Source organism: Nocardia sp. JW2 (assembly GCF_051843015.1).
Classification (GTDB): domain Bacteria; phylum Actinomycetota; class Actinomycetes; order Mycobacteriales; family Mycobacteriaceae; genus Nocardia; species Nocardia coubleae.
In genome coordinates this window covers 375,694-402,174 of the sequence record NZ_JBPXLK010000003.1, presented here as the reverse complement: position 1 = coordinate 402,174, position 26,481 = coordinate 375,694, and the positions used below count along the sequence as shown (strand labels likewise).

Sequence of the window (26,481 nt, the reverse complement as noted above, 5' to 3'; positions counted from 1 at the left end):
AGTGAACGGATCTCGGGCTTGTTGGAGATCATGTTGGACAAGGTACTCAGCTGCGGTCATAGGCCAATTCAGCGCGCACCAGTTCCAGGAGTCGACCAATCCAGTTGGCTCCATCCGAACCCTCCGTCCCCCAGTACGGGGCGTCCAATTCTTGATAGTAGATGGGGCTGTCACCGGTGGCGATGAGCTGCTCAGCCAGTTCGGGGTATCGAGCGAACTTCGCGCGAAGAAGCGCGGCCATGACGGCGGCCCGCCTCACCGACCATCCGGAGTGTCGCGTGCCTGACCCGGCAACCTTTTTGGCATCGAAGGGGCGCTCGGCCTGCCGAATCTGTTCAGCGATGTTCGGTTCTCGCGTGGACAGAGCCCAATATGCGTGCACGACTGTGGGATAGAGCTGGTCGGCGTAATTGATCGGCGCGGGAAACTCGTTGCGCAGCACCGAAAGCCCGGCGTCTTCCGGCCAACCTTGCGGGTACACGACATGGCTCAACGTGATCGGGCCGGATCGGCCACCTTCCGGCTCGTCCGTCACTCGCTGTTTCGCCCACCTTGCCCCGGACTGTTCGCGTTCCATGAAATAGGCGAACGCTGCCTCCCGCATCTTCGCGGTGACCATCTCGCCGCCGCCGATCATCGGCTCATCGACGGGGGTACAGATCACCCGTAGGGGCCGATCCTTATAGTCCATGTCGCCGAGTGCGTAACGCCGGTCCGACTCCGGGATCTTCAGGTACGCCTCGGCCAGCGCACGGCGGTCGGCCTCCTCGCGGCTGCTCACGTAATCCGCGATCAGCCGGCGGCAGCGACCGGTCGAATCAGGTCGATCGTTGAGCCGGTCGATCGCGTCGGCGACCTGAACAACGAAGTCGTCCGGGTTGATCCACATCTGCGGTTCGAGAAACTGCCAACCGGCGAGGTCGTGGGCCGAAGCACGGGCACCCGGCTCGATGGTGGTCGCGATCCACCCGCTCGCGAGTTTGTCGCGCAGCCCGTCGAGATCGACCATGCCCCAGCAGTCGATCGCGCCGTCGGCGTAAATCTTCAGGTCGGTGAGGTAATAGCTGCCACCGTTGCGGATGAAGATCGGCCGCCAAGTGCCCTCGATCCGCTGCCCGTCGACAACCCGATATGTCCGATTACCCCGACCCATGCGGCTCAGCGTAGGCCGTCCGCACCGGGCCCTCGGCCCACCGATGGACGCCCCCTCGCGTTGGGGCATGGGTTTCTGTGCAACTTGTCACACCATGTCTATATCCTCCCAAAGTGGGTAAGGCACACTGATTTCGGAGGACGCGATGGTCGACCAGCTCAACGTCGGCAACACCAAGGAGGGCATCGGCAGGACCGTCGACGGCCTCGGCAAGGTCGCGCGGACCGCGTCGACACAGTTCGTCGGGCAGGTCGGCAGCGTCAAGGAAGCTGCCAGGGGACGCGTCGAAAAGCTGACCGTCAAGAAGGCAGACCCCTACGAAATTGCTGTGGCCGAATACAACGACATCTTCACCTCCATGGCCGACAGGGGTCTGTCGCTACTGCGTCAGCGCGAACGTTCGACGGATCTGATCGAGCTGGTCGAGCAGTTGGTGAACAGCATTGCCAACACCCCGAAGTCGTTCGGCACCGACTTCGAGGAGATCGAAGTGCACCGGACGAGGTTCCTCGACGCGGAGGAGTTCGCGCAGAAGGAGCTGGAAGCGGCGCGGCTGTCGGCGGCAGGCGCCGGTGCGGGGTTCGCTGCGGGAACCGCGGTGGCGGGACTCGCGCCGTCCGTGGCGATCTGGGTTGCCACCACGTTCGGGACAGCGTCGACCGGCACCGCGATCTCGACGCTTTCCGGTGCGGCCGCCAGTCAGGCAGCGCTGGCGTGGCTCGGTGGCGGCGCACTGGCCGCCGGTGGGGGAGGCACGGCCGCGGGCACCACACTGCTCGCGCTCGCCGGTCCGATCGGCTGGACTATCGCGGGCGCTACCCTGCTCGCGTCGATCGCCCTGTTCGCGAAGAAGAAGTTCGAGAACAGAGAGGCGAAACAGGAAGCGCTGACCGCGATCAAGCGAAACACCGTCCTCGTCAAAGGCATGGATGCTCAGATCGACGACCTCCTCCAACGGACGATCTTGCTTCGTGAAGGGCTGGTGAAAGGCTACGGAGAATCGCTGGCGCACTTCCGCGCCGATTTCCGCGCGCTCTCGTCCGCCGAACGGATGGAACTCGCGGCCTTGGTGAACAACACGAAGTCGTGCGCGGCCATGCTGAGCCGACGCGTCGAACAGGACGCCGACAGTGAGTGAAACAGTCGAGCTCGTGACGAGTGTCCAGGAGCAGGCGGTCGCTTCCTGGGTGAGCTATCTCAATCAGCTCCGCATCGACAACTTTCTCGGAGCGCTGAGCCGGCAGGACGTACACCTTCGGGACGCGCTCACCAGCATCGATGAGGCCATCAGGAAAGTCGACCTCGAGGTGGTCGCCGCCAATCGGGGTGGCCTACACGGCATGCACGGCTTCATCGCCGAGGTCGCGGAGGTCGGCATCGGCAACGCGCGGCAGCAGATCATGGGCCAGGAGCCCATTTATCGGTGGGTGAACGACAACGGACCCGTTGACCTGATGCGCGGCACCGTGGAGATTCAGCAGAAATTCGTCGCGGCAGGCGGTCGCTTCGCACTGGGTGCGATCGCCGAACACCTTCAGAAGTATCCCGACTACGTGCGCAACGGCGGGAAATATCAAATCCCCCGCGACTTCTTCGAGGTGGTCCAGCGGCTGCATTCGTTGTCGCCCGAGGAGGCGAGCCGAGAGCTGTCACGCAGTGGCGACGGACCGTCGTTCAGAGACTGGCAGCGGGTTCAATCGTTCTTCCAGGGCAGATCGGTCGGCCTCGATTCGCTCGAACCCTCGACGCTCGAATACGGCGACGTACAGCGCGATGCCTACACCTCGACGATGGCGGCAGAGAAGGAATCGCTTCTCGCCACAGATCAGTCCGCGCGCGACGTTGCCTACCAGCAGAGCCTGCCCAACATGCGAGAAGGCGCGACGGCGGGCCTGACTGCCGCCACGCTCGCGGGCGGGACCGCCTTCGTGCTGGCCGTGGTCGCCAGACGCCGGGAAGGTAAGCGGCTCAATGATTTCAGTGGGCAGGACTGGGCCGATATCGCAGGCGAAGCCGGCGGGGGCTTCGGCAAGGGCGGTGTCCGAGGACTGAGTATCTACGCGCTCACGAATTTCACCGCTACCTCCGCCGCTGTCGCGAGTTCGATCGTCACCGCTTCCTTCGGTATCGCAGAGCAAGCGAACAAGCTGCGCCGGAACGAGATCGACGAACTGGAGTTCATCGAGAACGCCGAGTTGGTGGCGTTGGAGGCCGCTGTGCGCGCGCTGTCGTCGTTCGTCGGCCAGGCGACCATCCCGATTCCTGTTCTCGGTGCTGTCATCGGCACCACGGTCGGCACCGTGATGTACAAGGCTGTGGCGTCGTCGCTGTCGAAGCGTGAGGCGGCGCTGGTCGAGCGCTACCTCGACGAGCAGCGCGTCCTCGACGAGCAGCTCGCCGCCGAGTACCGGGAGGTACTGGCGAAGCTGGACCAGGGCATGTCGGACTATCTCGGGTTGCTCGAACGAGCCTTCTCGCCCGACATCCAGGTTGCGCTGACCGGATCGATCCAGCTGGCGATAGAACTCGGCGTGGCAGCGGACGAGATCCTGGATTCCGATGAGAAGGCTCTCGCCTACTTCCTCGACTGATGTGGAGGGCGGCGGATCGATCGATCAGTGGTACTCACCAGAGAGATACCCCCATACAGAACAGTCCCCGGTAGTCTCCATCGAACCGTGGGTTATCAGTCGTCGCTGACAGCTCCGGAATTCGACTGGCTTGCCGGGGGCTTAGCCGGATCCTGAAAAACAACTCACCGCTGTCGACGGACGTCTCTGTCTGCAGCGTAGCCATTTTCCGGTGCTCCGGTATGTCTCCAGTCTGCTCCGATTTCCCCTGCTGTCAATACTTGTTGCCCGACTATTTCGTCGAAATTTCGAGGTCGGGTGGGGTGTTGGTGTGCGGCATTGTGCGGACGGCCGTCGCGGAGGACAGTGGGTATGTCCGGTGGTGTCCACCGGGGGCGCCACTCTTCGGAGAAGCAGGAGGTTGCCTGTGTACGCACGTTCGAGCACTATCGCGGCTCAGCCGTCGTCGATCGACAGCGGGATCGCGTACCTGCGTAACAAGGTGATGCCGCAGTTGCCCGAGTTCGACGGATGGGTCGGCCTGTCGCTGATGGTGAACAGGGCGACGGGACGTTGCATCGCCACGACCGCGTGGGATTCGGCGGATGCGCTGCGGTCGAGCCAGTCGCGTGCCCAGCCGTTGCGTGACGGTCTGGCGCAGGCGATGAGTGGGCGACTCGAGAAGATCGACGAATGGGATGTTGCCGTCATGCACCGCGAACATCTGGCAGGCCCGCGCGCATGCACCCGATGCACCTGGTTGCAGATGGATCCGGCCGAAATGGACCTGCTGATCGACACCTTCAAGACCAGACTGCTGCCCGCGTTCGAGGAGCTCGAGGGGTTCCGCAGCGCCAGCTTGTTCGTCGACCGGGAGACCGGGCGTGCGGTCGGCTCCACGGTGTGGTCGAGTGTCGAGGAGTTGGACAGCAGTCGCGCACATACGGACCGGATGAGGGATGCGGCCTCGCGCAGTCTGAGTGCCGAGGTCCTCGATGTAGCGGAGTTCCGGCTCGGCTTCGCGCATCTGCGCGTACCCGAATTGGTTTGATCGGCTGGGTGAGCCGGCCGGGAGAGTGCTTCCGGCCGGGTTCGCCCTGCCCGGCAGACACCGCGTCGACTTGGCCCGCGCGGTGATGGTGTCGGTTTCGTCCAAGACGGGTGTTGGTGCCTCGACCTAGGGTGAGTGCAGTCCGACGCACGATCTTCAGGAGGAATCGCATGGCACGCGAGCTGGTTTACACGGGATTCATGTCGCTCGACGGGGTGGTCGATTCGCCCGGTGGCACCGTTGAGGGGCATCGCAGTGGCGGTTGGGTGATGCAGACGGAGTTCGTGCCGGAGGCGTATTCGCTGAAGGGGGAGGAGCTCGCGGAGACCTCGGCGCTGATGTTCGGGCGTCGCAGTTATGAGGCGTTCGCGCCGATCTGGCGGGATTCCGAAGACCACGCCGCGTACAAGGACCTGCCCAAGTATGTGGTGTCCTCGACACTGTCCGAGGACGACCTGATCGACGGCTGGGGTGAGATCACGATCCTGCGTACCCTCGCGGACGTGGAGAAGCTGAAGCAGTCCGACGGTGGGGCCGTCTTCGTCCACGGCAGTGCCGAACTGGCACGGAGTCTCGGCGACGCCGACCTGATCGACCGCTACAACCTGTTGGTCTTCCCGGTCCTACTCGGCGCGGGCAAGAACCTCTTCAGTCACTCGGACCGGCCGAAACAGCAACTGCGGCTGCGTGATTCGGACACCTACCGCAACGGTGTGGCCAAACTCGTCTATGACGTGGTGCGCTGACCGAGCGCGAGCGCCCCGCCCGCACCTTCGCGTAGTTGCCGCGCTGTGCGCCCGACATAGCGTCGCAGCGCGCGGGCGAGGTGGGGTTCGTCGTAGTAGTCGAGCTTGGCCACGACATCGGCCGCGGTCTCACCCGCACTCAGCAGCAGCGCCGCGGTGCGGACGCGTTCGATCTGGCGGACCGCCCCCTGCGTGAGGCCGGTCGAGGTGCGGAACCGGCGTTCGAGAGTCCGCTCACCGACCGCGGGCCGTGCACCACGCAGTGCCTCGACGACCAGCGGGTCGCGACCGACCACCTCCGCCGCGATCAGTCGTTCGACGAGCGCCTCCGCGTCGTCCGGATGTGGTGTCTCCCAGCGCGTTCCGTCGAGCCAGAAGCCGCGCTCGGTGCTGTCCGGCAGTATGATTCCGCCGTCTACCAGCGACGATGTCGCGACGGTACGCAACGAGGTGCCGACAGCGAACTGGACGCCGAGGAAACTGGCCCCCTCGGGTACCGGCGCCGTCCCCGCCCGGCTCTCCGGCCCTGTCACCGCGGCTCCGCGCACACCGTCCTGGTCCCAGAAGACCAATCCCCACGTCTCGGTCGCCACGGAGGTCATCTCCGCCACGTGCTCGCTGCGGCAGGTCCACACCGTGGAAATCCACGGGGAATCGGACCCGCGCCCCTCGAACACCAAACCCACACGTCGATGCTAAACGGCCGTGCGACGATCTGGTCCTCGTCCCCGGAGCTGACCGCCGCCGTTGTCGGGAAAAGTACCGTCTTGGGCATGCACGATCTGACCTACGCACCCGCAGGCGCGACCTGCCCCGCCGAGCGCATGTGGGCCGAAGGTCCCGACGGGTTCCGGCGGTTCGAGACCTGCGTGGCGATCGGGGACGGTGAGCAGGTGTGGGAAGCGGCGAGGCAGGCGGTGTTGTGCTGGGGTGTGAAGCGGCGCAGCGGGTTTCGGGTCGTACCGGACGGCACCGTCGCTGTCGGCGCGGAGTATCGGGTGAGCGTGGGGTGGGGGCCGCTGTCGGTCCATGAACCCGTACGGGTGGTGGCGGTGGTCGATACCGAGGACAGGTGTGGGTTCGCTTATGGCACCCTGCCGGGGCATCCGGTGTGTGGTGAGGAGGCGTTCGTGGTGCATCGACGACCTGACGCGACCGTGGAATTCACACTGAGGTCGCTCACCCGACCCGCGCCGACCGGATTCTGGCGGACGATCTTTCCGATCCTGCTCGTCGCCCAGCACCACTATCGCCGCCGCTATTTGCGTGCACTGCTGCGCTGACCTAACTCGTTCTTTACCGAGCTGGCGGACAGCGCTTTTACTCGGCGCGAACTCGGTTCGAACCTTCTTGGCCGCCGAGAATCATCGATGACTTTCGGACGGCCATCTCTATGGGCTCGTTCATCCCGGTGAGGTCACCGCGCGGCCGACCGTGAGCTGGGCACTCATGCTGAATTCCGAACGCAGCGTGCGTGTCTCAAGTCTGTGCGCGAAAGGTGATTCGCATATCGATCGCGAATCCGAACTGCAGAATGGATTGGTCAACAGACGTAACTGTGAAATAGATCACAAAGATTGATTTAATGCCTTTCGGCTATTACTAATAGCCCGGTCGACATTCGATTGGTCCGGCTTTGGGGGGCAAAAGGTCGAGAGGGAGTAGTCAATGTTCATGCGCTCAACCCGCAACATTCTCCTCGGTGCACTGCCTGTGGCTATGGCGGTCGCCTTCGCCGGTAGCGGCGTTGCGTCGGCGGATGCCTTCGCTGACCAGCAGGCTCAGCCGGCCACCGTGGTGGCCGTCCAGGGGGACAGCTATGCGACCCCGATCGCCGAGTTTTCGTTCGGATCCGCCGCCCCGGCGGGCGCAGTGATTTCGCAGGATGCCGAGCCTTCGATTCCGCAGGCCGCCGAGCTTTCGAACGAAGACTTGGTTTCGGAAGTGGCCGCTCCCGTCATTTCGGAGGCAACTGCTCCCGTGGTTTCGGACGTGATCGACACCCAGTTGCATGAGGTCGCGACCAATCCGAAGGCCGAGAACTCCGACCCGGTGGTCAACGGTGCCCTCGCTGGTTCCGGTCTCGGTGCGCTGGCCACGCTGGTCAACTGCATCCCGTCCGCGATCATATTGGGCGTGGGCTACCCGATCTGCCTCCTCCTCGGTGTACTTCCCCACGCGGCCGTCGGTGCCATCATCGGTGGCGTTGTGGGCCATGTGAATCCGGAGGTCGTTCCGCAGGTTCTGCCCTGAGAAGGTAAGTCGGCACGCAACTGCCCTGATTCGGGACTCCCGGCGCCGCTGCGATGAAAAGCGCAGTGGCACCGGGGGTTTTGCTACGGGGATACTGATGTGTCGACCTTGCGAGCGCCACTGCGCCGGGAGGCACTCTTTCCGGCTGGGCCGCGGACAACGGGCATGCCGAGACGGTGAGGCTCCGAGCGTGCGAGCTGTTCCCCCAAGCGCTTAGGGTCCATTGCATGACACGGGTGGGGCGATCGCGTTCTGGTGCGGTGAAGTTGTTGCTCGGTGTGGCGGCGATCGCGTTCTTGGTCGGCGGTGCGGCGACCTTGGTCGGGCTCGGGGGAATGACCTCGGATCCCGACGCGGTTCCGACCTGCGACGGGAAGATCATGTCCGTCGGTGATCGGTGCGAGATCACTCGCCGTGGTTCCACGGTCGACTCCTATACCTATCAGGAGAAGATCGAGCGGCAACAAGCGAACAAAGACAGTGCCGGTACCACGCTGACCATCGGGCTGACGGTGATCGGGGCGAGTCTGCTCACGGGGGTGCTCGTCGAAATCAGGTTCCGGCGCTCTGGTCCTCGCCGAACATCTTTCGCGCCGGCCGGATCGGCGACGCCGTCGCCCGAGGTCCCCTCGCAACGCACCGAGGCTGCCGCACCAACGCGAGCAGGGACGGTGCACGTAACGCGGGCGGTGGTGATCACCGGTGTCGCCGCGGGGCTGTGTGTAGCCACCGCGGTAGTCGTGGGCGTGGTCGTGGTCCTCGCCGACCGGCCTGACTCGTCCGAGCCGTCGCCGTCGCAGGCGGCGGCCGCGTCCTCCTCGGCGGCTTACTCTCGTCATATCGAGGCATTGATGGCTGGGATGCCCGCAACCCTGCGTGCGGGGATCGAACACTGCGAACCGAGCCCGGTCAGACAACGTCACGTTCTCCGCGCAGGCACCTGCCATTTGACGAAGAACAGCCCACTGGTCGCGGGATTGGCCGCCCACGATGGGTTGGCGGGCATCTTCCAGGTCGCGAACGTGAACGCCACTTCCTACTACAAGACGATGCGCTACCAGGGCATCGCCTTCCGCGATGACGCAACCGGTTTCGCGGTCTTCAACCAGGATCAGACCCCCTCCGAGCCGCCCGGTCTCGGAAACCTCATGGAGTACCTCGACCGCCGCACCGGCCTGTGGTTGAACGTGAGCCACTTGGTCACCGTTCAGGACGCCGAGACGTTTCTCGCACGCGCCGGGTTCTAGACACCCGCGGAGCCCAGCCGTCCGCTCAGCCGCGACCTGACCCGAAGGCCAGGAATGTGTGCGCGAGAGGGGACTTGAACCCCTACGTCCGTGGACACCAGAACCTAAATCTGGCGCGTCTGCCAATTTCGCCACTCGCGCTGGATGTGTACGACCGTCCAAACTCTACCGGGCGAATCGGGCTCTCCCAAGCGTTGGGGCGGCGTGGCGTACTGGTGGGTAACACGACCTGGGGTTATAACGATTCGATAAAGGTCAATATGAGGGGCACTCATGTTTTGCAAACGGACAGTGGGGCCTCACCTGCGCGTTCAAACATGAGGCGGGGTCATGTTTCAGAATAAAGTGGTACGGGCGTGCGGAAATACTGGGTGGTAGCTGCCGTGGGGGCGGCAAACGTGAGGCTTTCCTCATGATTTTGTGCGATCGTGGCTTCTAACAGGCCCGAGGGGCTGCCGGATACGTGTGCGTGCCGTCGGTGGGCGGAGCGCCAGGAGAAGGAAGTCGAGCGACTTGACGATCAACGAGAGCACCGAGATGGGCACGGGGTCGACCGCGAAAGCCGAAGGTCGTGGCCGGGCAACGGGTGTCCGGGTGTCGCTGCTCGAGCAGTTGCGCGGTGGCGCGGGGTACGCGTTGGCCTTCGGTGGGCAGGGCGCGCAGTGGTTGCGTGAGCTCGAGGAGATCGGGCGCGACAGCGCGCTGGAATCGGAGCTGACGGCGCTGGTGGGCGAGGCCGCGGCGCTGGTCGAGCCGGTTGCCACCCAGTTGCTGATGGTTCGTCCCGGTGGGTTCGACCCCATGGGCTGGGTACTCGAGAGCGAACTCGACGAGCCGGAGGAGCCGTCCTCGGCGCCGGCCGACGCGGTACTGCGGTCGGCGGCCGTTTCGATGCCGGGCGTGCTGCTCACCCAGCTCGCGGCGATTCGCGCACTGCGGTTGCAGGGGCTCGACCCGGCCGAGCACGCGCCGGTCGCCGTCATCGGGCACTCCCAAGGGCTGTTCGCCGCCGAGGCCGTGCGGGCCGGTGGCGCCCGCGACGCGGAGCTGCTGGCGATTGCCCAGCTCGTCGGTGCGGCCGCCGGTCTGATCGCGCGCAGGCGCGGGCTGATGCCGGTAGGGGAGCGCTCGCCGATGGTCGCGGTGTCGAATGTCGATCCGGAGCAGTTGCGCGCGATCGTCGCCGAGGTGAGCGAAGGGGTCGACCCGGCGCAGGCCGCGGTGGTGTCGATCCGCAACGGCCGCAGGCGGGTCGTGCTGTCGGGTGCGCCCGCGCAGATCGACCGGGTGCGGGCGCGCTGCGCGCAACTGCACGAGGAACAGAACCGTGAGCGCGAGGCGAAGATCCGTGGTGGCGCGGTGTTCTCGCCCGTCTTCGAAGACGTGACCGTCGATGTCGCCTTCCATCATCCGGCACTGGCCGAGACCGTCGACGTGGTCGCGGGCTGGGCCCGTCAGTGCGAGCTCGACGTAGACCTCGCCGCCTCCCTCGCCCAGCAGATCCTGGTCGACCCGATCGACTGGGTCGCCATCGTCGACTCCGCCGTCGAGGCGGGCACCCAGTGGATCCTCGACCTCGGCCCCGGCGACCTGCTCTCGCGCCTGACCGGTGGTTCGCTCAAGGGCACCGGTGTCGGTGTCGTCGCGGCGGCCACGCGCGCGGGTCAGCGCAGCCTGCTCACCCCGGGCGCGGCACCCGAACCGTCGGTGCCGTGGTCGGCGTTCGCGCCCAAGCCGGTGCGCCTGCCCAACGGCCGCATCGTCGTGGAGACCGCGTTCACCCGCCTCACCGGCCGTTCGCCGATCCTGCTCGCCGGCATGACGCCGACCACGGTCGACGCGAAAATCGTCGCGGCGGCGGCCAATGCGGGGCACTGGGCGGAGCTGGCCGGTGGTGGACAGGTCACCGAACAGATCTTCGCCGACCGGATGACCGAGCTGCGTCAGCTGCTGCAGCCGGGCCGCGCGGTGCAGTTCAACTCGCTGTTCCTCGACCCGTACCTGTGGAAGCTGCAGCTCGGTGGCAAGCGGCTGGTGCAGAAGGCGCGTGCGGCCGGTGCACCGCTGGACGGCGTGATCGTCACCGCGGGTATCCCCGAACTCGACGAAGCCGTCGCGCTCATCGCCGAGCTCACCGAGGTCGGTATCAGCCACGTGGCCTTCAAGCCGGGCACCGTCGCGCAGATCCGGGCCGTGCTGCGGATCGCCGACGAGGTGCCGGACTACCCGGTGATCATGCACATCGAAGGTGGGAAGGCGGGCGGGCACCACTCCTGGGAAGACCTGGACGACCTGCTGCTGGCCACCTACGCCGAGCTGCGCGCCCGCGCCAACGTTGTCGTCTGCGTCGGCGGCGGCATCGGCACCCCCGAGCGCGCCACCGACTACCTCACGGGCACCTGGGCCACCAACCACGGCTACCCGGTGATGCCGCTCGACGGCGTGCTGGTCGGCACCGCGGCGATGGCCACCCTCGAGGCGACCACCGCACCCGAGGTGAAGCAGCTCCTCGTCGACACCCCCGGCACCCCCGACTGGGTGGGTGCGGGCACCGCGAGCGGCGGCATGGCCTCGGGCCGCAGCCAGCTCGGCGCCGACATCCACGAGATCGACAACGCCGCCTCGCGCACCGGCCGCCTGCTCGACGAGGTCGCCGGTGACGCCGACGCCGTGGCCGCGCGCCGCGACGAGATCATCGCCGCGCTCGATGCCACCGCCAAGCCGTACTTCGGTGACGTGGCGACCATGACCTACCAGCAGTGGCTGGAACGCTATGTCTCCCTGGCCGTTTCCAGCGATGTCCCGATCTCCTTCGATTGCGGCAGCGATATCGGTGACGCCATTCGCGACGCCACCCGCTCGGACTGGCTCGACATCAGCTGGCGCGACCGGTTCGCGGAGATGATGCGCCGCACCGAGGCCCGGCTGCACCCGGCCGACCGCGGCGAGATCGAGACCCTCTTCGCTGACGACGCCGACTTCGAACACCCCGTGCAGGCACTGTGCGCGCTGAAGAAGCAGTACCCGGCCGTTGCCGAGACCGTGCTGCACCCAGCCGACGTGCCGTTCTTCGTGTCGCTGTGCAAGACGCCGGGCAAGCCGGTGAACTTCGTGCCCGTCATCGACGCCGATGTGCGCCGCTGGTGGCGCTCGGATTCGCTGTGGCAGGCCCATGATCCGCGCTACTCGGCCGACCAGGTGTGCGTGATCCCCGGCACCGTCGCCGTCGCGGGCATCACCCGGGTCGACGAGCCGGTGGGCGAACTGCTCGACCGCTTCGAGCAGGACGCCGCGTTCAGCCTGGTCCGTTCGGGTGTCACCCCGGCGCCGGTCGACGCGCGTCGCGTGGCCGGTGTGGTCGCGGGGCCGATCGACACGGTGCTGGCGGCCCCCGATGTGCAGTGGGCCGGGCGCACCACCGTCAACCCGGTGCATCGCCTCGGCGCGGTGTCGGAGTGGGTGGTCGAGCAGGGCAGCGCGGTGCACACCGGTACCGGTGCCACCCTGACCGAAACGACCGGCCCGGAAGCCGAATTCAGCTACGTCGAGCTGGTTGTTCCGTTGCTCGGCAAGGACGCGGTGCGCATCCGGATCACCGTTCCGACGAGCGTGTACTCCGGTGGTGCGCCGGTCATCACCGAAGCCGATGCCGAAGCCGCCATGTCCGCACTGCTCGGCGTGGCCGCCGGTGCGTCGCTGCCCGAGGTGAAATCCGGGGTGGCGCACCTGAACCTGGCCTGGCGGCCGGATCTCATCGCCGACCACGCGGGCGTCACCGGATCGGGACTGCCCGAGACGCTCAGCACCCTCGGCCGGACCGCACCCGACGTGCTCGTCGGCGCCTGCTGGCCCGCCGTCTTCGCGGTGCTCGGCGCGGCCCGCACGCCCGCCGGTGGTTCGGTGATCGAGGGCATGCTGGATCTGGTCCACCTGGACCACCAGATCGAACTGCTCGCCGAACTTCCCTCGGAGACAGCGATTCTCGTCGTCCGCGCCGACGGCGGCGAGGTGGTCGACACCGATATGGGCCGCGTGGTCGAGGTGGCCGTGAGCATCGGCGTCATCCTCGATCAGGGCCTCGACGCGACTCCGCTGGCCCGATTGGTCGAACGGTTCGCCATCCGTGGCCGCAACGGCGCCGGTGAGCTCACCGACCCGCCGCGGGCCGCCGGGTCCGTGTCCGGCGCGGCCACCGACACCCCGCGTCGCCGCCGTCGCGATGTGAGCATGGCCGCGCCGCGCGCCATGCACGCCTTCGCCGCCGTCTCGGGCGACCACAACCCGATCCACACCAGTGAGGCCGCCGCCAAGCTGGCCGGCCTGGGCAGCCCGATCGTGCACGGTATGTGGCTCTCGGCCGCCGCCCAGCACGCCGTGGTGGCGGTGGATCCCGAAAGCTCCGTTCCCGCACGCACTCTCACGGCATGGACCACCCGGTTCCTCGGCATGGTGCGCCCCGGCGCGACCGTGGACGTGCGGGTGGAGCGGATCGCGGTGGACGCGGGCGCCGAGATCGTCGAGGTCTCCTGCCGCGTCGAGGGTGACCTGGTCATGACCGCGACCGGGCGCACCGCCGCCCCGAAGACCGTGTACGCCTTCCCCGGGCAGGGCATCCAGCGCAAGGGGATGGGCCTGGACGCACTGACCCGCTCGAAGGCGGCCAAGCAGGTGTGGGAGCGTGCCGACGCGCACACCCGCGAAGCACTCGGTTTCTCGATCCTGGCGGTGGTGCGCGACAACCCCACCTACCTCAAGGCGCGCGGTGTCGAACACCGCCACCCCGACGGCGTGCTGCACCTGACCCAGTTCACCCAGGTCGCCATGGCGACCCTCGGTGTGGCCCAGGTCGCCGAACTGCGCGAGGCCGGTGCCTTCGTCGAAGGCGCCATGCTGGCCGGGCACTCGGTCGGTGAGTACAACGCGCTGGCCGCCGTCGCCGGTGTGCTGCCGCTGGAAGCCGTGCTCGAGGTGGTGTTCCAGCGTGGTTCGGCCATGCACGAGCTGGTCCCGCGTGACGCGCAGGGCCGCAGCGACTACCGGATGGCCGCCATCCGCCCGTCGCAGATCGGCCTGCCCGACGACGAGGTCATCGACTTCGTCACCGGCATCGGCGAAGCGACCGGCGAGTTCCTCGAGGTCGTGAACCTGAACCTGCGCGGCTCGCAGTACGCCATCGCGGGCACCGTCGCCGGGCTCGAGGCCCTGGAGACCGAGATCGACCGTCGCCGCGCCGAGTTCGGTGGGAAGCGGGCGTTCATCCTGGTCCCCGGTATCGACGTGCCGTTCCACTCCTCGGTGCTGCGCGACGGCGTGCCGGAGTTCCGGCACAAGCTCGAACAGCTGCTGCCCACCGAGGTGCACCCGGAGGTGCTGGTCGGGCGCTACATCCCGAACCTCGTGCCGCGGCCGTTCTCGCTGGACCGTGAATTCCTCACCGAGATCGCCGAACTCGTCCCGTCGGAGCCGCTGCAAGCGGTGCTCGCCGACTTCGACAGCTGGGCCGAGCGTGATGCCGAACTGTGCCGCGTGGTGCTGATCGAGCTGCTGGCCTGGCAGTTCGCCAGCCCGGTCCGCTGGATCGAGACCCAGGACCTGCTGTTCACCGACACCGCCCACGGTGGTCTCGGCGTGGAGCGTTTCGTCGAGATCGGTCTCGGTGCCACTCCGACCGTGGCGAACCTGGCGAGCCAGACGCTGAAGCTGCCCGCGTTCGGTGGGGCGACCGTCGAGGTGGTCAATGTCGAGCGCGATGCCGCGGTCGTCTACTCCACCGACACCGATCCCGCGCCGGTCGAGGACGACATCGAGGAGATCCCGGCCGCCGAAACCCCCGCTGCCGCAGCCGCTCCCGTGGCCGCCGCACCGGTGGCGACCGGCGGACCGCGCCCCGACGACATCGCCTTCACCGCCGCCGACGCCACCCGCGTGCTCATCGCGCTGTGGACCAAGCTGCGCCTGGATCAGATCGGTCCGGTCGACACCATCGAGGGCCTCTGCGACGGTGTGTCCTCGCGCCGCAACCAGCTGCTGGTCGACCTCGGCGCGGAGCTCTCGCTCGGTGCCATCGACGGTGCCGCCGACGCCGACATGGGCGCGCTCGCGGCCACCGTCGAACGCCTGGCCCGCACCTACAAGCCGTTCGGCACCGTGCTCACCGACGCCATCGGTGACCACCTGCGCAAGGTCTTCGGGCCGTCGGGCAAGCGGCCCGCCGCCATCGCGGACCGGGTCAAGAAGGTCTGGGAACTGGGTGACGGCTGGGCCAGCCACGTCACCGCCGAGGTCTCGCTCGGCACCCGCGAGGGTGCCAGCGTGCGCGGCGGGGACCTCGGCGGACTCGTCGGTGGCGCTCTCACCGACGCCGCCTCCGTCGATGCCGCCATCGACGCGGCGGTGCAGGCCGTCGCCGCCCGGCGTGGGGTCGCGGTCTCGCTGCCCTCGGCCGGTGGCGCGTCCGGCGGTACCGTCGACGCGGCCGCGCTCGGTGAGTTCACCGAGCAGATCACCGGTCGCGACGGCGTGCTCGCCACGGCGGCCCGGGTGGTGCTCGAGCAGCTCGGCCTCAGCGAGCAGGTGAGCGCGCCCGAAGCCACCCCCGACACCCTCGTGGACCTCGTGTCGGCCGAACTGGGTTCGGACTGGCCGCGTCTGGTGGCTCCCGCGTTCGACGCCCGCAAGGCCGTCCTCATCGACGACCGCTGGGCCACCGCCCGCGAGGACCTCGCCAAGATGTGGCTCGGCAACGACGCCGAGACCGCCCAACTGTCGATCGACGGTTACTACGGTGCCGGGGAAGCGGTTGCCGCACAGGCGAACTGGTGGCGTCAGCGGGCCATGCACGAGGCCCGTTCGGTGCTGGCCGGGGTGTACGCGCAGATCGCGCAGGTCGCCCTCGACACCAGCGAACCGGGGCTGTGGTCCGACGATGTCGCCGTGATCACCGGTGCCAGCAAGGGTTCCATCGCCGCCGCCGTCACCGGCAAGCTGCTCGCCGGCGGTGCGACCGTGGTGGTGACCACCTCGAGCCTGAACGACGAACGGCTGCGGTTCTACCGTTCGCTGTACCGCGACAACGCCCGCCACGGCGCGGCGCTGTGGGTGGTGCCCGCGAACATGGCCTCCTACCAGGACCTGGACGCGCTCATCGAGTGGGTCGGATCCGAGCAGGTCGACAACGCCGGTGGCGCCAAGATCAAGGTCAAGGACGCCATGACCCCGACGCTGCTGCTGCCGTTCGCGGCGCCGCGCGTCGCGGGCGATCTCGCCGACGCCGGTGCGCGCGCCGAGATGGAGATGCGGGTGCTGCTGTGGTCGGTGGAGCGGCTGATCGGCGGCCTGTCCGCCCTCGGCGCCGACCACGACGTCGACGCGAAACTGCATGTGGTGCTTCCGGGTTCGCCCAACCGTGGCCTCTTCGGTGGTGACGGTGCCTACGGCGAGTCCAAGGCCGCGCTCGACGCGGTGGTCGCCAAGTGGCGGGCCGAGAAGTCGTGGGCAGCACGGGTGACTCTGGTGCACGCGCTGATCGGCTGGGTGCGGGGCACCGGGCTGATGGGGCACAACGACCCGATGGTCGAGGCCGTCGAGGCGGCGGGCGTGCACACCTGGTCGACCGCCGAGATGGCCGACGAACTGCTGAAGTGGTGCACCTCGCGTGCCCGTCAGGTGACGGTCACCGGCCCGCAGCAGATCGACCTCACCGGCGGCCTGGCCCGCGCCAAGCTCGACCTGCCCGCGCTGGCCAAGCAGGCACAGGAAGCGGCCGCAGCGGCCGAGGAGGAAGCGGCCACCGCCGCGACCATCGCCGCGCTGCCCGCACCGCCGACCATGAGCTCGGCGCTGCCGGTGCCCGAATGGGGCGAGGTGACCGCCGATCTCAGCGAGATGGTCGTCATCGTCGGCGCGGGCGAGCTCGGCCCGTACGGCTCCGCGCGCACTCGTTTCGAGATGGAGGTCGAGGACGAGCTGTCGGCCGCCGGCGTGCTCGAGCTGGCCTGGACCACCGGCCTGATCCGCTGGGAGAACGAGCCCAAGCCGGGCTGGTACGACACCGAATCCGGTGATTTCGTGCCCGAGGAAGAGGTGGCCGAGCGCTACCACGACACCGTCGTCGAACGCTGCGGTGTGCGCCGCTACGAAGACGACGGCGCCATGCTCGACAATGCCGCGCCGCTGCTCACCTCGGTGTTCCTCGACCAGGACCTGTCGTTCACGGTGGCGAGCGAGGCCGAGGCCCGCGCGTTCCACACCGCCGATCCCGAGCACACGGTGATCACGCCGGTCGCCGATTCCGGCGACTGGACCGTGACTCGCAAGGCGGGCACCGAGATCCGGGTGCCGCGCAAGGCGAAGCTGTCGCGCGTGGTCGGCGGTCAGATCCCCACCGGCTGGGACCCGACCATCTGGGGCATCTCCGCCGACATGGCGGCCTCGATCGACCGGGTGGCGCTGTGGAACATCGTCTGCACCGTCGACGCGTTCGTCTCGGCGGGCTTCAGCCCCGACGAGCTGATGAGCTGGGTGCACCCGAGCCTGGTGGCCAACACCCAGGGCACCGGCATGGGCGGCATGTCCTCGATGCGCTCGCTCTACGTCGACAACCTGCTCGGCGAGCCGCGCCCGAACGACATCCTGCAGGAGGCGCTGCCCAACGTCGCACTGGCACACGTGGTGCAGTCCTACGTCGGCAGCTACGGCGCCATGGTGCACCCGGTCGCGGCGTGCGCCACGGCGGCGGTGTCGGTGGAGGAAGGCGTCGACAAGATCCGGCTCGGCAAGGCCGAGGTCGTGGTCGCCGGTGGTTACGACGATCTCGGTATCGAGGGCATCGTCGGCTTCGGTGACATGTCGGCCACCGCCGACTCGGCGGCCATGCGCGCCAAGGGCATCAGCGACCGGTACTTCTCCCGCGCCAACGACCGCCGTCGCGGCGGCTTCGTGGAATCCCAGGGTGGCGGCACCGTGCTGCTGGCCCGCGGTGACGTGGCCGTGGAGATGGGTCTGCCGGTGCTGGGCGTACTCGCCTTCGCGCAGTCCTTCGCCGACGGTGTGCACACCTCCATCCCGGCACCGGGTCTCGGTGCGCTGGGTGCGGGGCGTGGCGGCAGCGGCTCGCGGCTGGCCGCCGAGTTGCGCAAGCTCGGTGTCACCCCGGACGACATCGCGGTGATCTCCAAGCACGACACCTCCACCGCGGCCAACGATCCCAACGAGTCCGAGCTGCACGAGCGGCTCGCGGGCGCACTGGGCCGCAGCGAGGGCGCACCGCTGTTCGTGGTGTCGCAGAAGAGCCTCACCGGCCACGCCAAGGGCGGCGCGGCGGCCTTCCAGCTCATCGGCCTGTGCCAGGTGCTGGAAAACGGTGTGGTGCCGCCGAACCGGAGCCTGGACTGCGTCGACGAGAAGATGCAGGCCTACCCGCACCTGGTGTGGGCCCGCGAACCGCTGCGCTTCGGCGAGAAGTTCGCGCTCAAGGCCGGTCTGGTGACCTCGCTCGGCTTCGGGCACGTGTCGGGTCTGCTCGCGGTGGTGCATCAGCAGGCGTTCCTCGCCGCGATCGAACCGGGTGCGCGCGCGGAGTACCAGGAGCGGGCGCAGGCGCGTCAGCTGGCGGGCAGGCAGCGTTTCGCCGAGGCAATGTGCGGCGGCGCGGCACTGTACGAGAAGCCGGCCGATCGTCGCCTCGGCGCCGACGGCACCCCGGCCAAGCAGGTGCGGCAGCTCGAGGCCGACATGCTGCTCTCGCCGACGGCCCGCCTCGACCAGGGGCTGTACCGGGCCAACGGAATCGGTTGCGAGACCGGGCTGCTCGGTTCCGCCCCGCAACCCAGCGAAGCGTCGTAGGCTGCCGCTTCGTGACGATTCTCGGTATCGGCTTGGACCTGGTCACCATTTCCGAGTTCGCCGAACAGCTGCAGCGGCCCGGGTCGGCCATGCTCAGGGAGACGTTCACCGCCGGTGAACGCCGCTACTGCCAGAGCAAACAGACCGACCCGGCCCGCAGCTTCGCCGCCCGCTGGGCCGCGAAGGAGGCGGTGCTCAAAGCCTGGGCGTCGTCGCGTTTCGCGCGCAGCCCGCAGATCGGGGACAACCCGTATCCGCTGATCGAAGTGGTCAACGACGCGTGGGGCAGGCCGAGTATCAAACTGCACGGCCTGGCCGCGGAGTTCCTGCCGCGCGTGCGCGTGCACCTGTCGCTGACCCACGACGGCGACACCGCGGCGGCCATGGTCGTCCTCGAGGATCCGGGCGAACTCGCCGACCTCATCGAGGGGCGGGTAGGAAACTCCTAGCGCCGCAGACGTTCCGGGCCCGGGTCGAGGTCACTCCTCCGACCCGGGTCCTTTCGCGTGCCTGGACTCTTTTTCGGCGACGAGCAGGTACGCCACCATCAGCCGCTTGAGTTCGGCGACGGCGTCGGCGTTGGACTGCTCGTCCTGCACCGAGAAGTTGAGCATCGAATAGACGACGTGCACCAGCACCTCGGCCATCATCGTGCGCCGGGCGCGCGGCGTGCGCGGGGTGAGCGGTCGCAGCATCTGCGACACGACCTCGGCGAACTCCTTCTCGTGCAACGCTCCCGTCGCCCGGGTGGACGGGGTGGACTGCATCGCCAGCCACACCTCGCGCCGCGACGGGTCGGTGGTCCACAGATTCGCCAGGTGATCGACGAACTGGTTCATGTGCCGCAACCAGTCCAGCGACGGCACCTCGCCGTGGAAATCGGCGAGCTCGCGCGAAACCGCGACGAGGTCTTGCCGATTCAGCTCACAGACGATCACGTACTTGTTGGCGAAGAACTGATAGAGCGTGCCGATCGGCACCTCGGCGCGCTGGGCGACCTCTTCACAGGTGAACGATTCGAAACCCACCTCGACCAGCAGTTCTCGTGAGGCCTGCAGCAATGCGTCGAACTTGCGCTTGCTGCGCTCCTGGGTGGGCCGCTTGCGCGGCATCAATTCCTGTGGATCGTCCTGCAATTCCAGCGCGGGGTCCGGGCGGTGCTGCTTGGACCGGGCCTGCGCATGTACTTCCACCCATCCAGGCTAGCGCTAGAGGGACCTATACGACATCCGCATACCCGAAGCGTGTCAGGAACCGGTGTGATTCCCACCCATCCGCCCCGTGACCGGTGACGAATCATCAGATGAGCGTGCGTGCATCCGCACGCTGATTCGCGGTTGGTACCGCACCGCGTCGCACAGGGGCATCGTTTCGCTACAGGGGAAGGCAAGACTGGTGGCAGCAGGATCAGTGGTAACCCTCGGCGTGAGCACCGAGCGTGGAGCCGTGCACGCGGTCGCGCTCGCCGAGACGGGCAGTACCCTCACCGACCGGATGGTGCTGCGGCGCACCGTCCGTACCGCCGGTGACAGCAGACCGGAGACGGCCGAAGCGGTGCGTGTGGCGCTCGACGCCCTCGCCTCCGAACTCGGCGACGACTACGAGATCGCCGGTGCGGCTGTCGGATACCGCGACGCCGCCGATCGCCGCGCCATCGTCACCCATCTGGCGTCCACGTCGTGGAGCACGGCCTCGCTGGTGTCGGCCAAGTCGGCGCACCTGTTCGTCGGCGGCGTGATGACCTGGCTCGACGAATTCGACACCCTGCTCGTCTACGAGGCGGTGCCGGGTTACCAGGCGATGACCCTGCTCGATCCGGGCAGGCACCGCGTGCTCGCCGCGTGCTCACACACCGGTCCGTCCACACCCGAGGCGCTGCGTGCCGGGGTGGCGGCGGCAGGCGACCAGCTGGATGCGGCGTCGGTGCGCCCGGGCGCGGTGGTGCTCATCGGCTCGTCGGCCGACGCGCCCGCCGTGCGCGAAGCCGCAGCGGGCTTCGGGGTGCCGGTGCTGCCGTGCCGGCTGGCCGGCTACGCGCCCGCCGCCGGTGCCGCACTGGTCGCGCTCGGTGACACGAAGGTGGTGCCGATCACCGGGCCCGCGCGATCCCGTCGCGGCGCGGCGGTGGCCGCCGCGGCGGCGAGTGTGCTGGCGGGTGGGCTCGTGGTCGGTGGTTCCTACGCGCTGATGGACGGTGGCACGCCTGCGGTCGACAACACCGCAGCGTCCTCGGAACCCGGTGCGGCCCCCGCACATCCGGCACCCGCTGTCCAGGAAGCCGCCGACACCGGATCCGCCGGTGGGCTCGGAGGTGGCAGCGGCCTCGCGGTCGACCCGACACCGCCCACCGACATCTGGCCCTACGAGAAGGTGTCACCGAACCCGCAACTGGTGAATCCCGGGGTATTCCCGCTGGACTACCCGACTCAGCTCTACGGCGACGCGGCCGAGGACGAGCCGCTTCCGCTGGAACCGGTCCAGCCGGTCGTCCCGGAGATCCCGGTCGCCGTGCAGACCGTGCCGGGCACCGGCATCCCGCTCAGCATGCAACCCGCCCAGGCGATGACGCCGCCGGGCGGGATGTCGCAGTCGGCCGACTGAGCCGCACACGGGCCGCGCGAGATGATCGCGCGGCCCGTGTCGTTTCCGCTCAGGAACTGGTGCGGCGCTGGAACATCCACCGCGCGGCCAGATACCCGGCCACCGCGATGCCGCCGCACCACAGCACCGCGAGCAGCCCGCTGTCGCCGATGGGCGTGCCCATCAGCAGCCCGCGCATCGTCTCGATCACCGGCGTCACCGGCTGGTTCTCGGCGAACGTGTGCAGCCAGGTCGGCATGGTCGAGGTCGGCACGAACGCGCTGCTCACATACGGCAGGAACATGAAGAAGAACGTGAATCCGTTGGCCGCCTCCGGATTACGGGCCACCATTCCCAGTGCCGCCGACAACCACGACAACGCGAACACGAACATCGCCAGCACGCCTGCCACGCCGAGCCAGCGCACCGGATCTGTCGTCGGCCGGAAGCCGAGCACCACGGCCACGCCGATCACGACGGCCGAGGTGACCAGATTGCGCAACACGCTCTCCACGACATGCCCGGTGAGGACCGCCGAGCGGGCGATCGCCATCGCCCGGAACCGGTCGACGATGCCCTCGGCCAGATCCGTCGACAGCGCAACCGCCGTGGTCGAGGCGCCGAAACCCGCACACAGCAGGATGATTCCGGGCACCACGTAGTCGATGTAGGCGCCGTCGACCCGCATCGCGCCGCCGAAGACGTAGACGAACATCAGCAGGATCATCACCGGCAGGGCGATGGTCATGATCATGGTGTCCGGGCTGCGCAGGGTGTGACGGATATTGCGGTCGAGCATGGTGACCGAATCCTGCACGGTGGTCAGGGCGCTCATGCCGCCACCGCCGTCCGGCCGGTCAACGCGAAGAACACATCGTCGAGGTCGGGGGTGTGCACGGTGAGCTGTTCGATGGCGATGCCGAGTTCGGCGAACCGGTCGAGCAGCAGTTTGATCTCCACCGCGCTGCCTGTCGAGGACACCTGCATGCTCAGTTGTTCGGCGTCGACCTGTGCGCTCGGCACCGCCTTCGCCGCCGCGGTGAGCAGGAGGTGATCGGCGAACCGGAACCGGAGGTGGCCGCCGGGGACGAGCCGCTTGAGTTCCTCCGGGGTGCCGTCGGCGACGATGCGCCCGCCGTCGAGGACGGCGATGCGATCGGCGAGTTGGTCGGCCTCCTCCAGGTATTGCGTGGTGAGGAAGACGGTGGTGCCCTCGGCGGCGAGTTCGCGGATGGCGGTCCACAGATCACGGCGGCTGCGTGGGTCGAGGCCGGTGGTCGGCTCGTCGAGGAAGACCAGCCGGGGGCGGCCCATCAGGCTCATGGCCAGGTCGAGTCGGCGCCGCATGCCGCCCGAGTAGGTGTCGACCGGTTTGGCCGCGGCGTCGACGAGATCGAACCGGTCGAGCAATGCGGCACTGCGGCGGGCGATTTCAGGCTTGTCCAGATGCAGCAGCTTGCCGGTGAGGCGCAGGTTCTCGTGGCCGGTGAGCACACCGTCGACGGCCGCGAACTGGCCGGTGACGCCGATCAGCGCGCGCACGTCGTCGGCCTCGGTGACCGGGTCGTGGCCGAGGACGCGCAGTTCGCCGCGATCCGGGCGGGTAAGGGTGGCGAGGATGCGGACCAGGGTGGTCTTGCCCGCGCCGTTGGGGCCGAGCAGGGCGAAGACGGTGCCCGCGCGGACCTCGAGGTCGAGGTCGGCGAGGACGACGTGGGTGCCGAATGACTTGTGTAGCTGCCGCACCGAGAGTGCGGGTGGTTCGGGTGCCATGGATTTTCTCCGATCGATGCCACTGTTTATGGCCTATATTGTTTATAGGCTAAACAGTTGTTCGGCACAAGAGGGCCGCCGGTTAGAGTCGTGGCAGAGCGAAGGAGGCGGACGAGTCGATGACGACCGGCGAAGCGGCGTTACCCAGAGCGGTGGAACTGATGTGGGGGCTGGCCCAGCCGGCCGGTCGCGGACCGAAGCGGGCGCTCACCATCGACCAGATCATCGATGCCGCGATCGAGGTCGCCGACGCGGAAGGCGTCGCCGCGCTGTCGATGAGCAGGGTGGCCAAGCAGCTCGGCTTCACCGCCATGTCGCTGTACCGCTACGTCGACAGCAAGGACACCTTGCTCGACCTGCTGATGGACCGCGTGGTCGGCGCGCCACCGGATATCCCCGCCGGAACCTCCTGGCGCGCAGGTCTCGAGCAATGGGCTTTCGCCGAGTTCGACCGGATCGGCAGGCATCCGTGGTGGATCGACATCCCGCTGGCCCGCCCGCCGATGGGCCCGAACAATATGGCCTGGCTCGAGGTGGCGCTGGGCGCGCTCGCCGGGACCGGCGTGCCGGAGCCGGCGAAGCTCGAGCTGGTGATGAACGTGTCGGTCTACGTCATCGGCAAATGCCGCATGCTGCGTGATCTGCAGACCGTCGAAGGTGCCGATTTCGCGTCGGTGATGGCGCGGGTACTCGACCCGCAGCGGTTCCCCGCGGTCACGGCCGCCATGTCGGGTGCGGCGTTCGACGGCGAGAGCGACGTCCATTTCGATTGGGCCAGAGCGGATTTCGAATTCGGTCTGGCGCGGATGCTCGACGGTTTCGAGGTGTTCATCCGCACCTTCGCCGAGTAGCTACACCGACAGGTCGCGGCGCAGTTTCGCCACGTGGCCGGTGGCGCGCACGTTGTACTGGGCCACCTCGATCGCACCCTGTTCGTCGACGAGGAAGGTCGAGCGGATCACGCCGGTGACGGTCTTGCCGTACATCTTCTTCTCGCCGAACGCGCCCCACTGCTGCAGCACGGTGCGTTCCGGGTCGGACAGCAGCGGGAAGGTGAGGCCCTCGGCGTCGCGGAACTTGGCCAGTTTGGCCGGCTTGTCCGGGGAGATGCCGAGGACGGTGATCCCGGCCTCGTTCAGTTCGGCGAGGTTGTCGCGGAAATCGCAGGCCTGCTTGGTGCAGCCGGGGGTCGAGGCGGCCGGGTAGAAGTAGACGATCACCTTGCGGCCACGGTAGTCCGACAGTGACACGTCCTTGCCGTCGGCGTCGGGCAGCGTGAAATCGGGAGCGGTGTCTCCGGGGGAGAGGCGATGGTTGTCGGTCACCACCGCACGGTAACCGACCGGGTCCGCTGACGGCATGGATAGACTCGGGCGAGCACAGACACATACCTGGAGGTGACGGTGGCCAAGGACGACACCGACCGGATCGAACGCGAGATCGAGATCGCGCGCGCCCGGTTGGCGACCACGCTCGACGAACTGGCGGTGCGCGCCGATCCGCAGCGGATCGCCGACGACACGAAGGCGATCGTGGTCGCCAAGTTCAACGAGCCCAAGGTCAAATACACGCTGATCGGCGCGGGTGCCCTCGTAGCGGGCCTGGTCCTGGTCAAACTCTTCCGCCGCTGACAAACGGCCCGAAACACAGAAACACCCGATGCGGCCCAAGCCACATCGGGTGTTCTGCATTAAAACGCACCCACAACTCCCCGACCCTTAGGGAGGGGCCGCCGCGAAGCGGCGGTTGGCGGCCGTCCCGACGATCAGGCGCCGTTGCGTAGGCGACGAAGGAGCAAGCAACGGTGCCTGATCGTCGGGACCTCAGGGGCCGCCAACTCGAGCGCGCCAGCGCTCCAAATTACTGCGTGGGGCAGGCCAGGCCGTCACCGTCGGGGTCGAGGTGGGGGGAGTAGCCCGCCTCGCCGCGGAACAGCGGGGCGCGACCGGCGGCCATCGCCTCGTCGCAGCTGCGGAACGCACCGCCGGCCGAACCGGACTGGACCAGGTTGGCCGAGCCGGTGGCGCCGAGCAGGGAGTCGAAGCTGGACGAGCCGGTGCCCGCGGAGCCCGTCACCAACGGATTCGCCTGAGCGGCGGGGGCGACGAGCAGGCCGAGGCCTACGGCGGCGAGGCTGACAGTGAGCCGACGAACGTTCATGAATTCCTCTATGTCTGCTGCGGTTCGGATGTTGGCCCGGACACACGCCTCGGGCGGCGAAGTCAACCTTCATGACGGGGCCCCCGCTTGTCAACCGCACCGCGTGTGCCTCGGCTGTTACTCGCCGAGCCTGCGCCCGGTGAGGTGCTCGGCGGGCACGGTGCCCATCCGTCCGGCCTGGAAGTCCTCGAGTGCCTCGATGATCTCGGCGCGGGTGTTCATGACGAACGGTCCGTACTGGATCACGGGTTCGCGCAACGGTTTTCCGCCGAGCAGCAGCACTTCGAGGTCGCCGTATTCCTGTGTGGTGTCGGCGGTGAGCGTGATGGCCTCGCCCTTGCCGAACATCACCAGCTGTCCGGTGTGGATCGGCCGACGGTCGGTGCCCGCCGTGCCGCTGCCCGACAGCACGTAGGCCATGGCCGTGAAGTCCTGCGGCCACGGTGTTTCCAGCTGCGCGCCGGGGCTGATCGAGGCGTGTGCGTAGGCGATCGGGGTGTAGGTGGAACCCGGCCCGGCGAAGCCGCCGACCTCGCCCGCGATGAGCCGAACCAGGGCGCCGCCGTCGTGCGAGCTGACCAGGGTGAGCTCGCTGCCGCGCAGGTCCTGGTAGCGCGGGGTGGCGAACTTCTGGGCGCGTGGCAGGTTCACCCACAGCTGGATGCCGTGGAACCGGCCGCCCGAGATCACCAGTTTCTCCTCGGGCAGTTCGTCGTGCAGCATGCCCGAGCCCGCTGTCATCCACTGGGTGTCACCCTCGCCGATCACGCCGCCGCCACCCTGGGAGTCGTGGTGGACCATGGTGCCGTCGAGCATGTAGGTGACGGTTTCGAAGCCGCGATGCGGATGCCACGGCGCGCCCTTGGCCTCGTAGGGCTCATAGGCCACCGGGCCCATCTGGTCGAGCAGGATGAAGGGGTCGGCCGCGCGCAGGTCGACGCTGGGGAACGGGCGCGTCACCTCGAAGCCCGCCCCCTCGCGCTGACGGTGGGCGGTGACGATCTGACGTACCGGCCGCTGGGTTTCGGTGACGTCCGGGCGGGGGAGCCGGGGCAGCACCATGATGTCGTCGACGGTGATCGCGGGCATGGGAAGCGCCTCCTGG

General features: G+C 67.9%; 20 protein-coding genes and 1 tRNA gene. 12 read left to right on the top strand and 9 right to left on the bottom strand.

Annotation, left to right across the window (positions count from 1 at the left end; genetic code table 11):
• Positions 1 to 46 precede the first annotated feature (46 nt).
• Entirely contained in the window at positions 47 to 1,153 is a 1,107-nt protein-coding gene (locus ACSVDM_RS07215) for an NADAR family protein (RefSeq protein WP_439263693.1), read from the bottom strand.
• Positions 1,154 to 1,298: 145 nt separating this feature from the next.
• Between ACSVDM_RS07215 and ACSVDM_RS07210 the strand changes: the two genes are divergently transcribed.
• The 4 genes from ACSVDM_RS07210 (at position 1,299) to ACSVDM_RS07195 (ending at position 5,520) form a co-directional block, all read left to right on the top strand.
• Positions 1,299 to 2,291, top strand: coding sequence for a hypothetical protein (locus ACSVDM_RS07210; RefSeq protein ID WP_439263692.1), 993 nt, complete (start codon positions 1,299 to 1,301; stop codon positions 2,289 to 2,291).
• A 13-nt stretch (positions 2,292 to 2,304) separates the two neighbouring features.
• A complete protein-coding gene (locus ACSVDM_RS07205; protein WP_439263691.1) occupies positions 2,305 to 3,744 on the top strand; it encodes a hypothetical protein in 1,440 nt (479 codons plus the stop codon).
• Positions 3,745 to 4,150: 406 nt separating this feature from the next.
• Positions 4,151 to 4,774 (top strand): hypothetical protein, encoded by a 624-nt coding sequence (locus ACSVDM_RS07200; RefSeq protein ID WP_439263690.1) that lies wholly within the window; start codon positions 4,151 to 4,153, stop codon positions 4,772 to 4,774.
• 170 nt (positions 4,775 to 4,944) lie between these two features.
• Positions 4,945 to 5,520: a dihydrofolate reductase family protein gene (locus ACSVDM_RS07195; protein ID WP_439263689.1), complete on the top strand. Its 576-nt coding sequence runs from the start codon at positions 4,945 to 4,947 to the stop codon at positions 5,518 to 5,520.
• Here the strand turns inward: ACSVDM_RS07195 and ACSVDM_RS07190 are convergent.
• Positions 5,502 to 6,206: a helix-turn-helix domain-containing protein gene (locus ACSVDM_RS07190; protein ID WP_439263688.1), complete on the bottom strand. Its 705-nt coding sequence runs from the start codon at positions 6,204 to 6,206 to the stop codon at positions 5,502 to 5,504. The genes ACSVDM_RS07195 and ACSVDM_RS07190 overlap by 19 nt on opposite strands.
• 87 nt (positions 6,207 to 6,293) lie before the next feature.
• On the opposite strand from ACSVDM_RS07190, the gene ACSVDM_RS07185 reads away from it, so the two are divergent.
• From ACSVDM_RS07185 to ACSVDM_RS07175, 3 genes are all read left to right on the top strand, one after another.
• Entirely contained in the window at positions 6,294 to 6,803 is a 510-nt protein-coding gene (locus ACSVDM_RS07185; RefSeq protein WP_439263687.1) for a DUF1990 family protein, read from the top strand.
• Between the two features lie 385 nt (positions 6,804 to 7,188).
• Positions 7,189 to 7,773 carry a hypothetical protein gene (locus ACSVDM_RS07180; RefSeq protein WP_439263686.1) on the top strand — a complete coding sequence of 195 codons (585 nt, stop codon included), beginning with the start codon at positions 7,189 to 7,191 and terminating at the stop codon, positions 7,771 to 7,773.
• A 227-nt stretch (positions 7,774 to 8,000) separates the two neighbouring features.
• Positions 8,001 to 9,020 (top strand): hypothetical protein, encoded by a 1,020-nt coding sequence (locus tag ACSVDM_RS07175; RefSeq protein ID WP_439263685.1) that lies wholly within the window; start codon positions 8,001 to 8,003, stop codon positions 9,018 to 9,020.
• 59 nt (positions 9,021 to 9,079) lie between these two features.
• Here ACSVDM_RS07175 and ACSVDM_RS07170 read toward each other — a convergent pair.
• A tRNA-Leu gene (locus ACSVDM_RS07170) sits at positions 9,080 to 9,161 on the bottom strand.
• Positions 9,162 to 9,533: 372 nt separating this feature from the next.
• Here ACSVDM_RS07170 and ACSVDM_RS07165 point away from each other — a divergent pair.
• A complete protein-coding gene (locus ACSVDM_RS07165; RefSeq protein ID WP_439263684.1) occupies positions 9,534 to 18,863 on the top strand; it encodes a fatty acid synthase subunit beta domain-containing protein in 9,330 nt (3,109 codons plus the stop codon).
• Positions 18,864 to 18,874: 11 nt separating this feature from the next.
• The gene (acpS, locus tag ACSVDM_RS07160; protein ID WP_067486057.1) at positions 18,875 to 19,312 is read left to right on the top strand and encodes a holo-ACP synthase AcpS; all 438 of its coding nucleotides are present in this window, start codon (positions 18,875 to 18,877) and stop codon (positions 19,310 to 19,312) included.
• A gap of 30 nt (positions 19,313 to 19,342) precedes the next feature.
• On the opposite strand, the gene ACSVDM_RS07155 is transcribed toward acpS, so the two are convergent.
• Positions 19,343 to 19,975, bottom strand: a complete 633-nt coding sequence (locus ACSVDM_RS07155) for a TetR/AcrR family transcriptional regulator (RefSeq protein ID WP_084457458.1) — start codon at positions 19,973 to 19,975, stop codon at positions 19,343 to 19,345.
• A 283-nt stretch (positions 19,976 to 20,258) separates the two neighbouring features.
• On the opposite strand from ACSVDM_RS07155, the gene ACSVDM_RS07150 reads away from it, so the two are divergent.
• A complete protein-coding gene (locus tag ACSVDM_RS07150) occupies positions 20,259 to 21,464 on the top strand; it encodes a hypothetical protein (protein ID WP_439263683.1) in 1,206 nt (401 codons plus the stop codon).
• A gap of 49 nt (positions 21,465 to 21,513) precedes the next feature.
• Here the strand turns inward: ACSVDM_RS07150 and ACSVDM_RS07145 are convergent, their stop codons facing one another.
• Together ACSVDM_RS07145 and ACSVDM_RS07140 are read right to left on the bottom strand one after the other, a co-directional pair.
• The gene (locus tag ACSVDM_RS07145; RefSeq protein WP_225280950.1) at positions 21,514 to 22,278 is read right to left on the bottom strand and encodes an ABC transporter permease; all 765 of its coding nucleotides are present in this window, start codon (positions 22,276 to 22,278) and stop codon (positions 21,514 to 21,516) included.
• Complete coding sequence (locus ACSVDM_RS07140; protein WP_439263682.1) at positions 22,275 to 23,216, bottom strand: ATP-binding cassette domain-containing protein; 942 nt, start codon at positions 23,214 to 23,216, stop codon at positions 22,275 to 22,277. Before ACSVDM_RS07140 ends, ACSVDM_RS07145 begins: the two co-directional genes overlap by 4 nt.
• Positions 23,217 to 23,335: 119 nt before the next feature.
• Between ACSVDM_RS07140 and ACSVDM_RS07135 the strand changes: the two genes are divergently transcribed.
• Positions 23,336 to 24,067, top strand: coding sequence for a TetR/AcrR family transcriptional regulator (locus tag ACSVDM_RS07135; protein ID WP_439263681.1), 732 nt, complete (start codon positions 23,336 to 23,338; stop codon positions 24,065 to 24,067).
• Here the strand turns inward: ACSVDM_RS07135 and bcp are convergent, their stop codons facing one another.
• Positions 24,068 to 24,541, bottom strand: a complete 474-nt coding sequence (bcp, locus tag ACSVDM_RS07130) for a thioredoxin-dependent thiol peroxidase (protein WP_439263680.1) — start codon at positions 24,539 to 24,541, stop codon at positions 24,068 to 24,070.
• Between the two features lie 72 nt (positions 24,542 to 24,613).
• Between bcp and ACSVDM_RS07125 the strand changes: the two genes are divergently transcribed.
• Positions 24,614 to 24,847: a DUF3618 domain-containing protein gene (locus ACSVDM_RS07125; RefSeq protein ID WP_084458565.1), complete on the top strand. Its 234-nt coding sequence runs from the start codon at positions 24,614 to 24,616 to the stop codon at positions 24,845 to 24,847.
• Between the two features lie 229 nt (positions 24,848 to 25,076).
• On the opposite strand, the gene ACSVDM_RS07120 is transcribed toward ACSVDM_RS07125, so the two are convergent.
• Positions 25,077 to 25,376 (bottom strand): excalibur calcium-binding domain-containing protein, encoded by a 300-nt coding sequence (locus ACSVDM_RS07120; protein ID WP_067486070.1) that lies wholly within the window; start codon positions 25,374 to 25,376, stop codon positions 25,077 to 25,079.
• A 117-nt stretch (positions 25,377 to 25,493) separates the two neighbouring features.
• On the bottom strand, positions 25,494 to 26,465 hold the full coding sequence (locus tag ACSVDM_RS07115) for a pirin family protein (protein WP_439263760.1): 972 nt from the start codon (positions 26,463 to 26,465) through the stop codon (positions 25,494 to 25,496).
• Between the last annotated feature and the right edge of the window lie 16 nt (positions 26,466 to 26,481).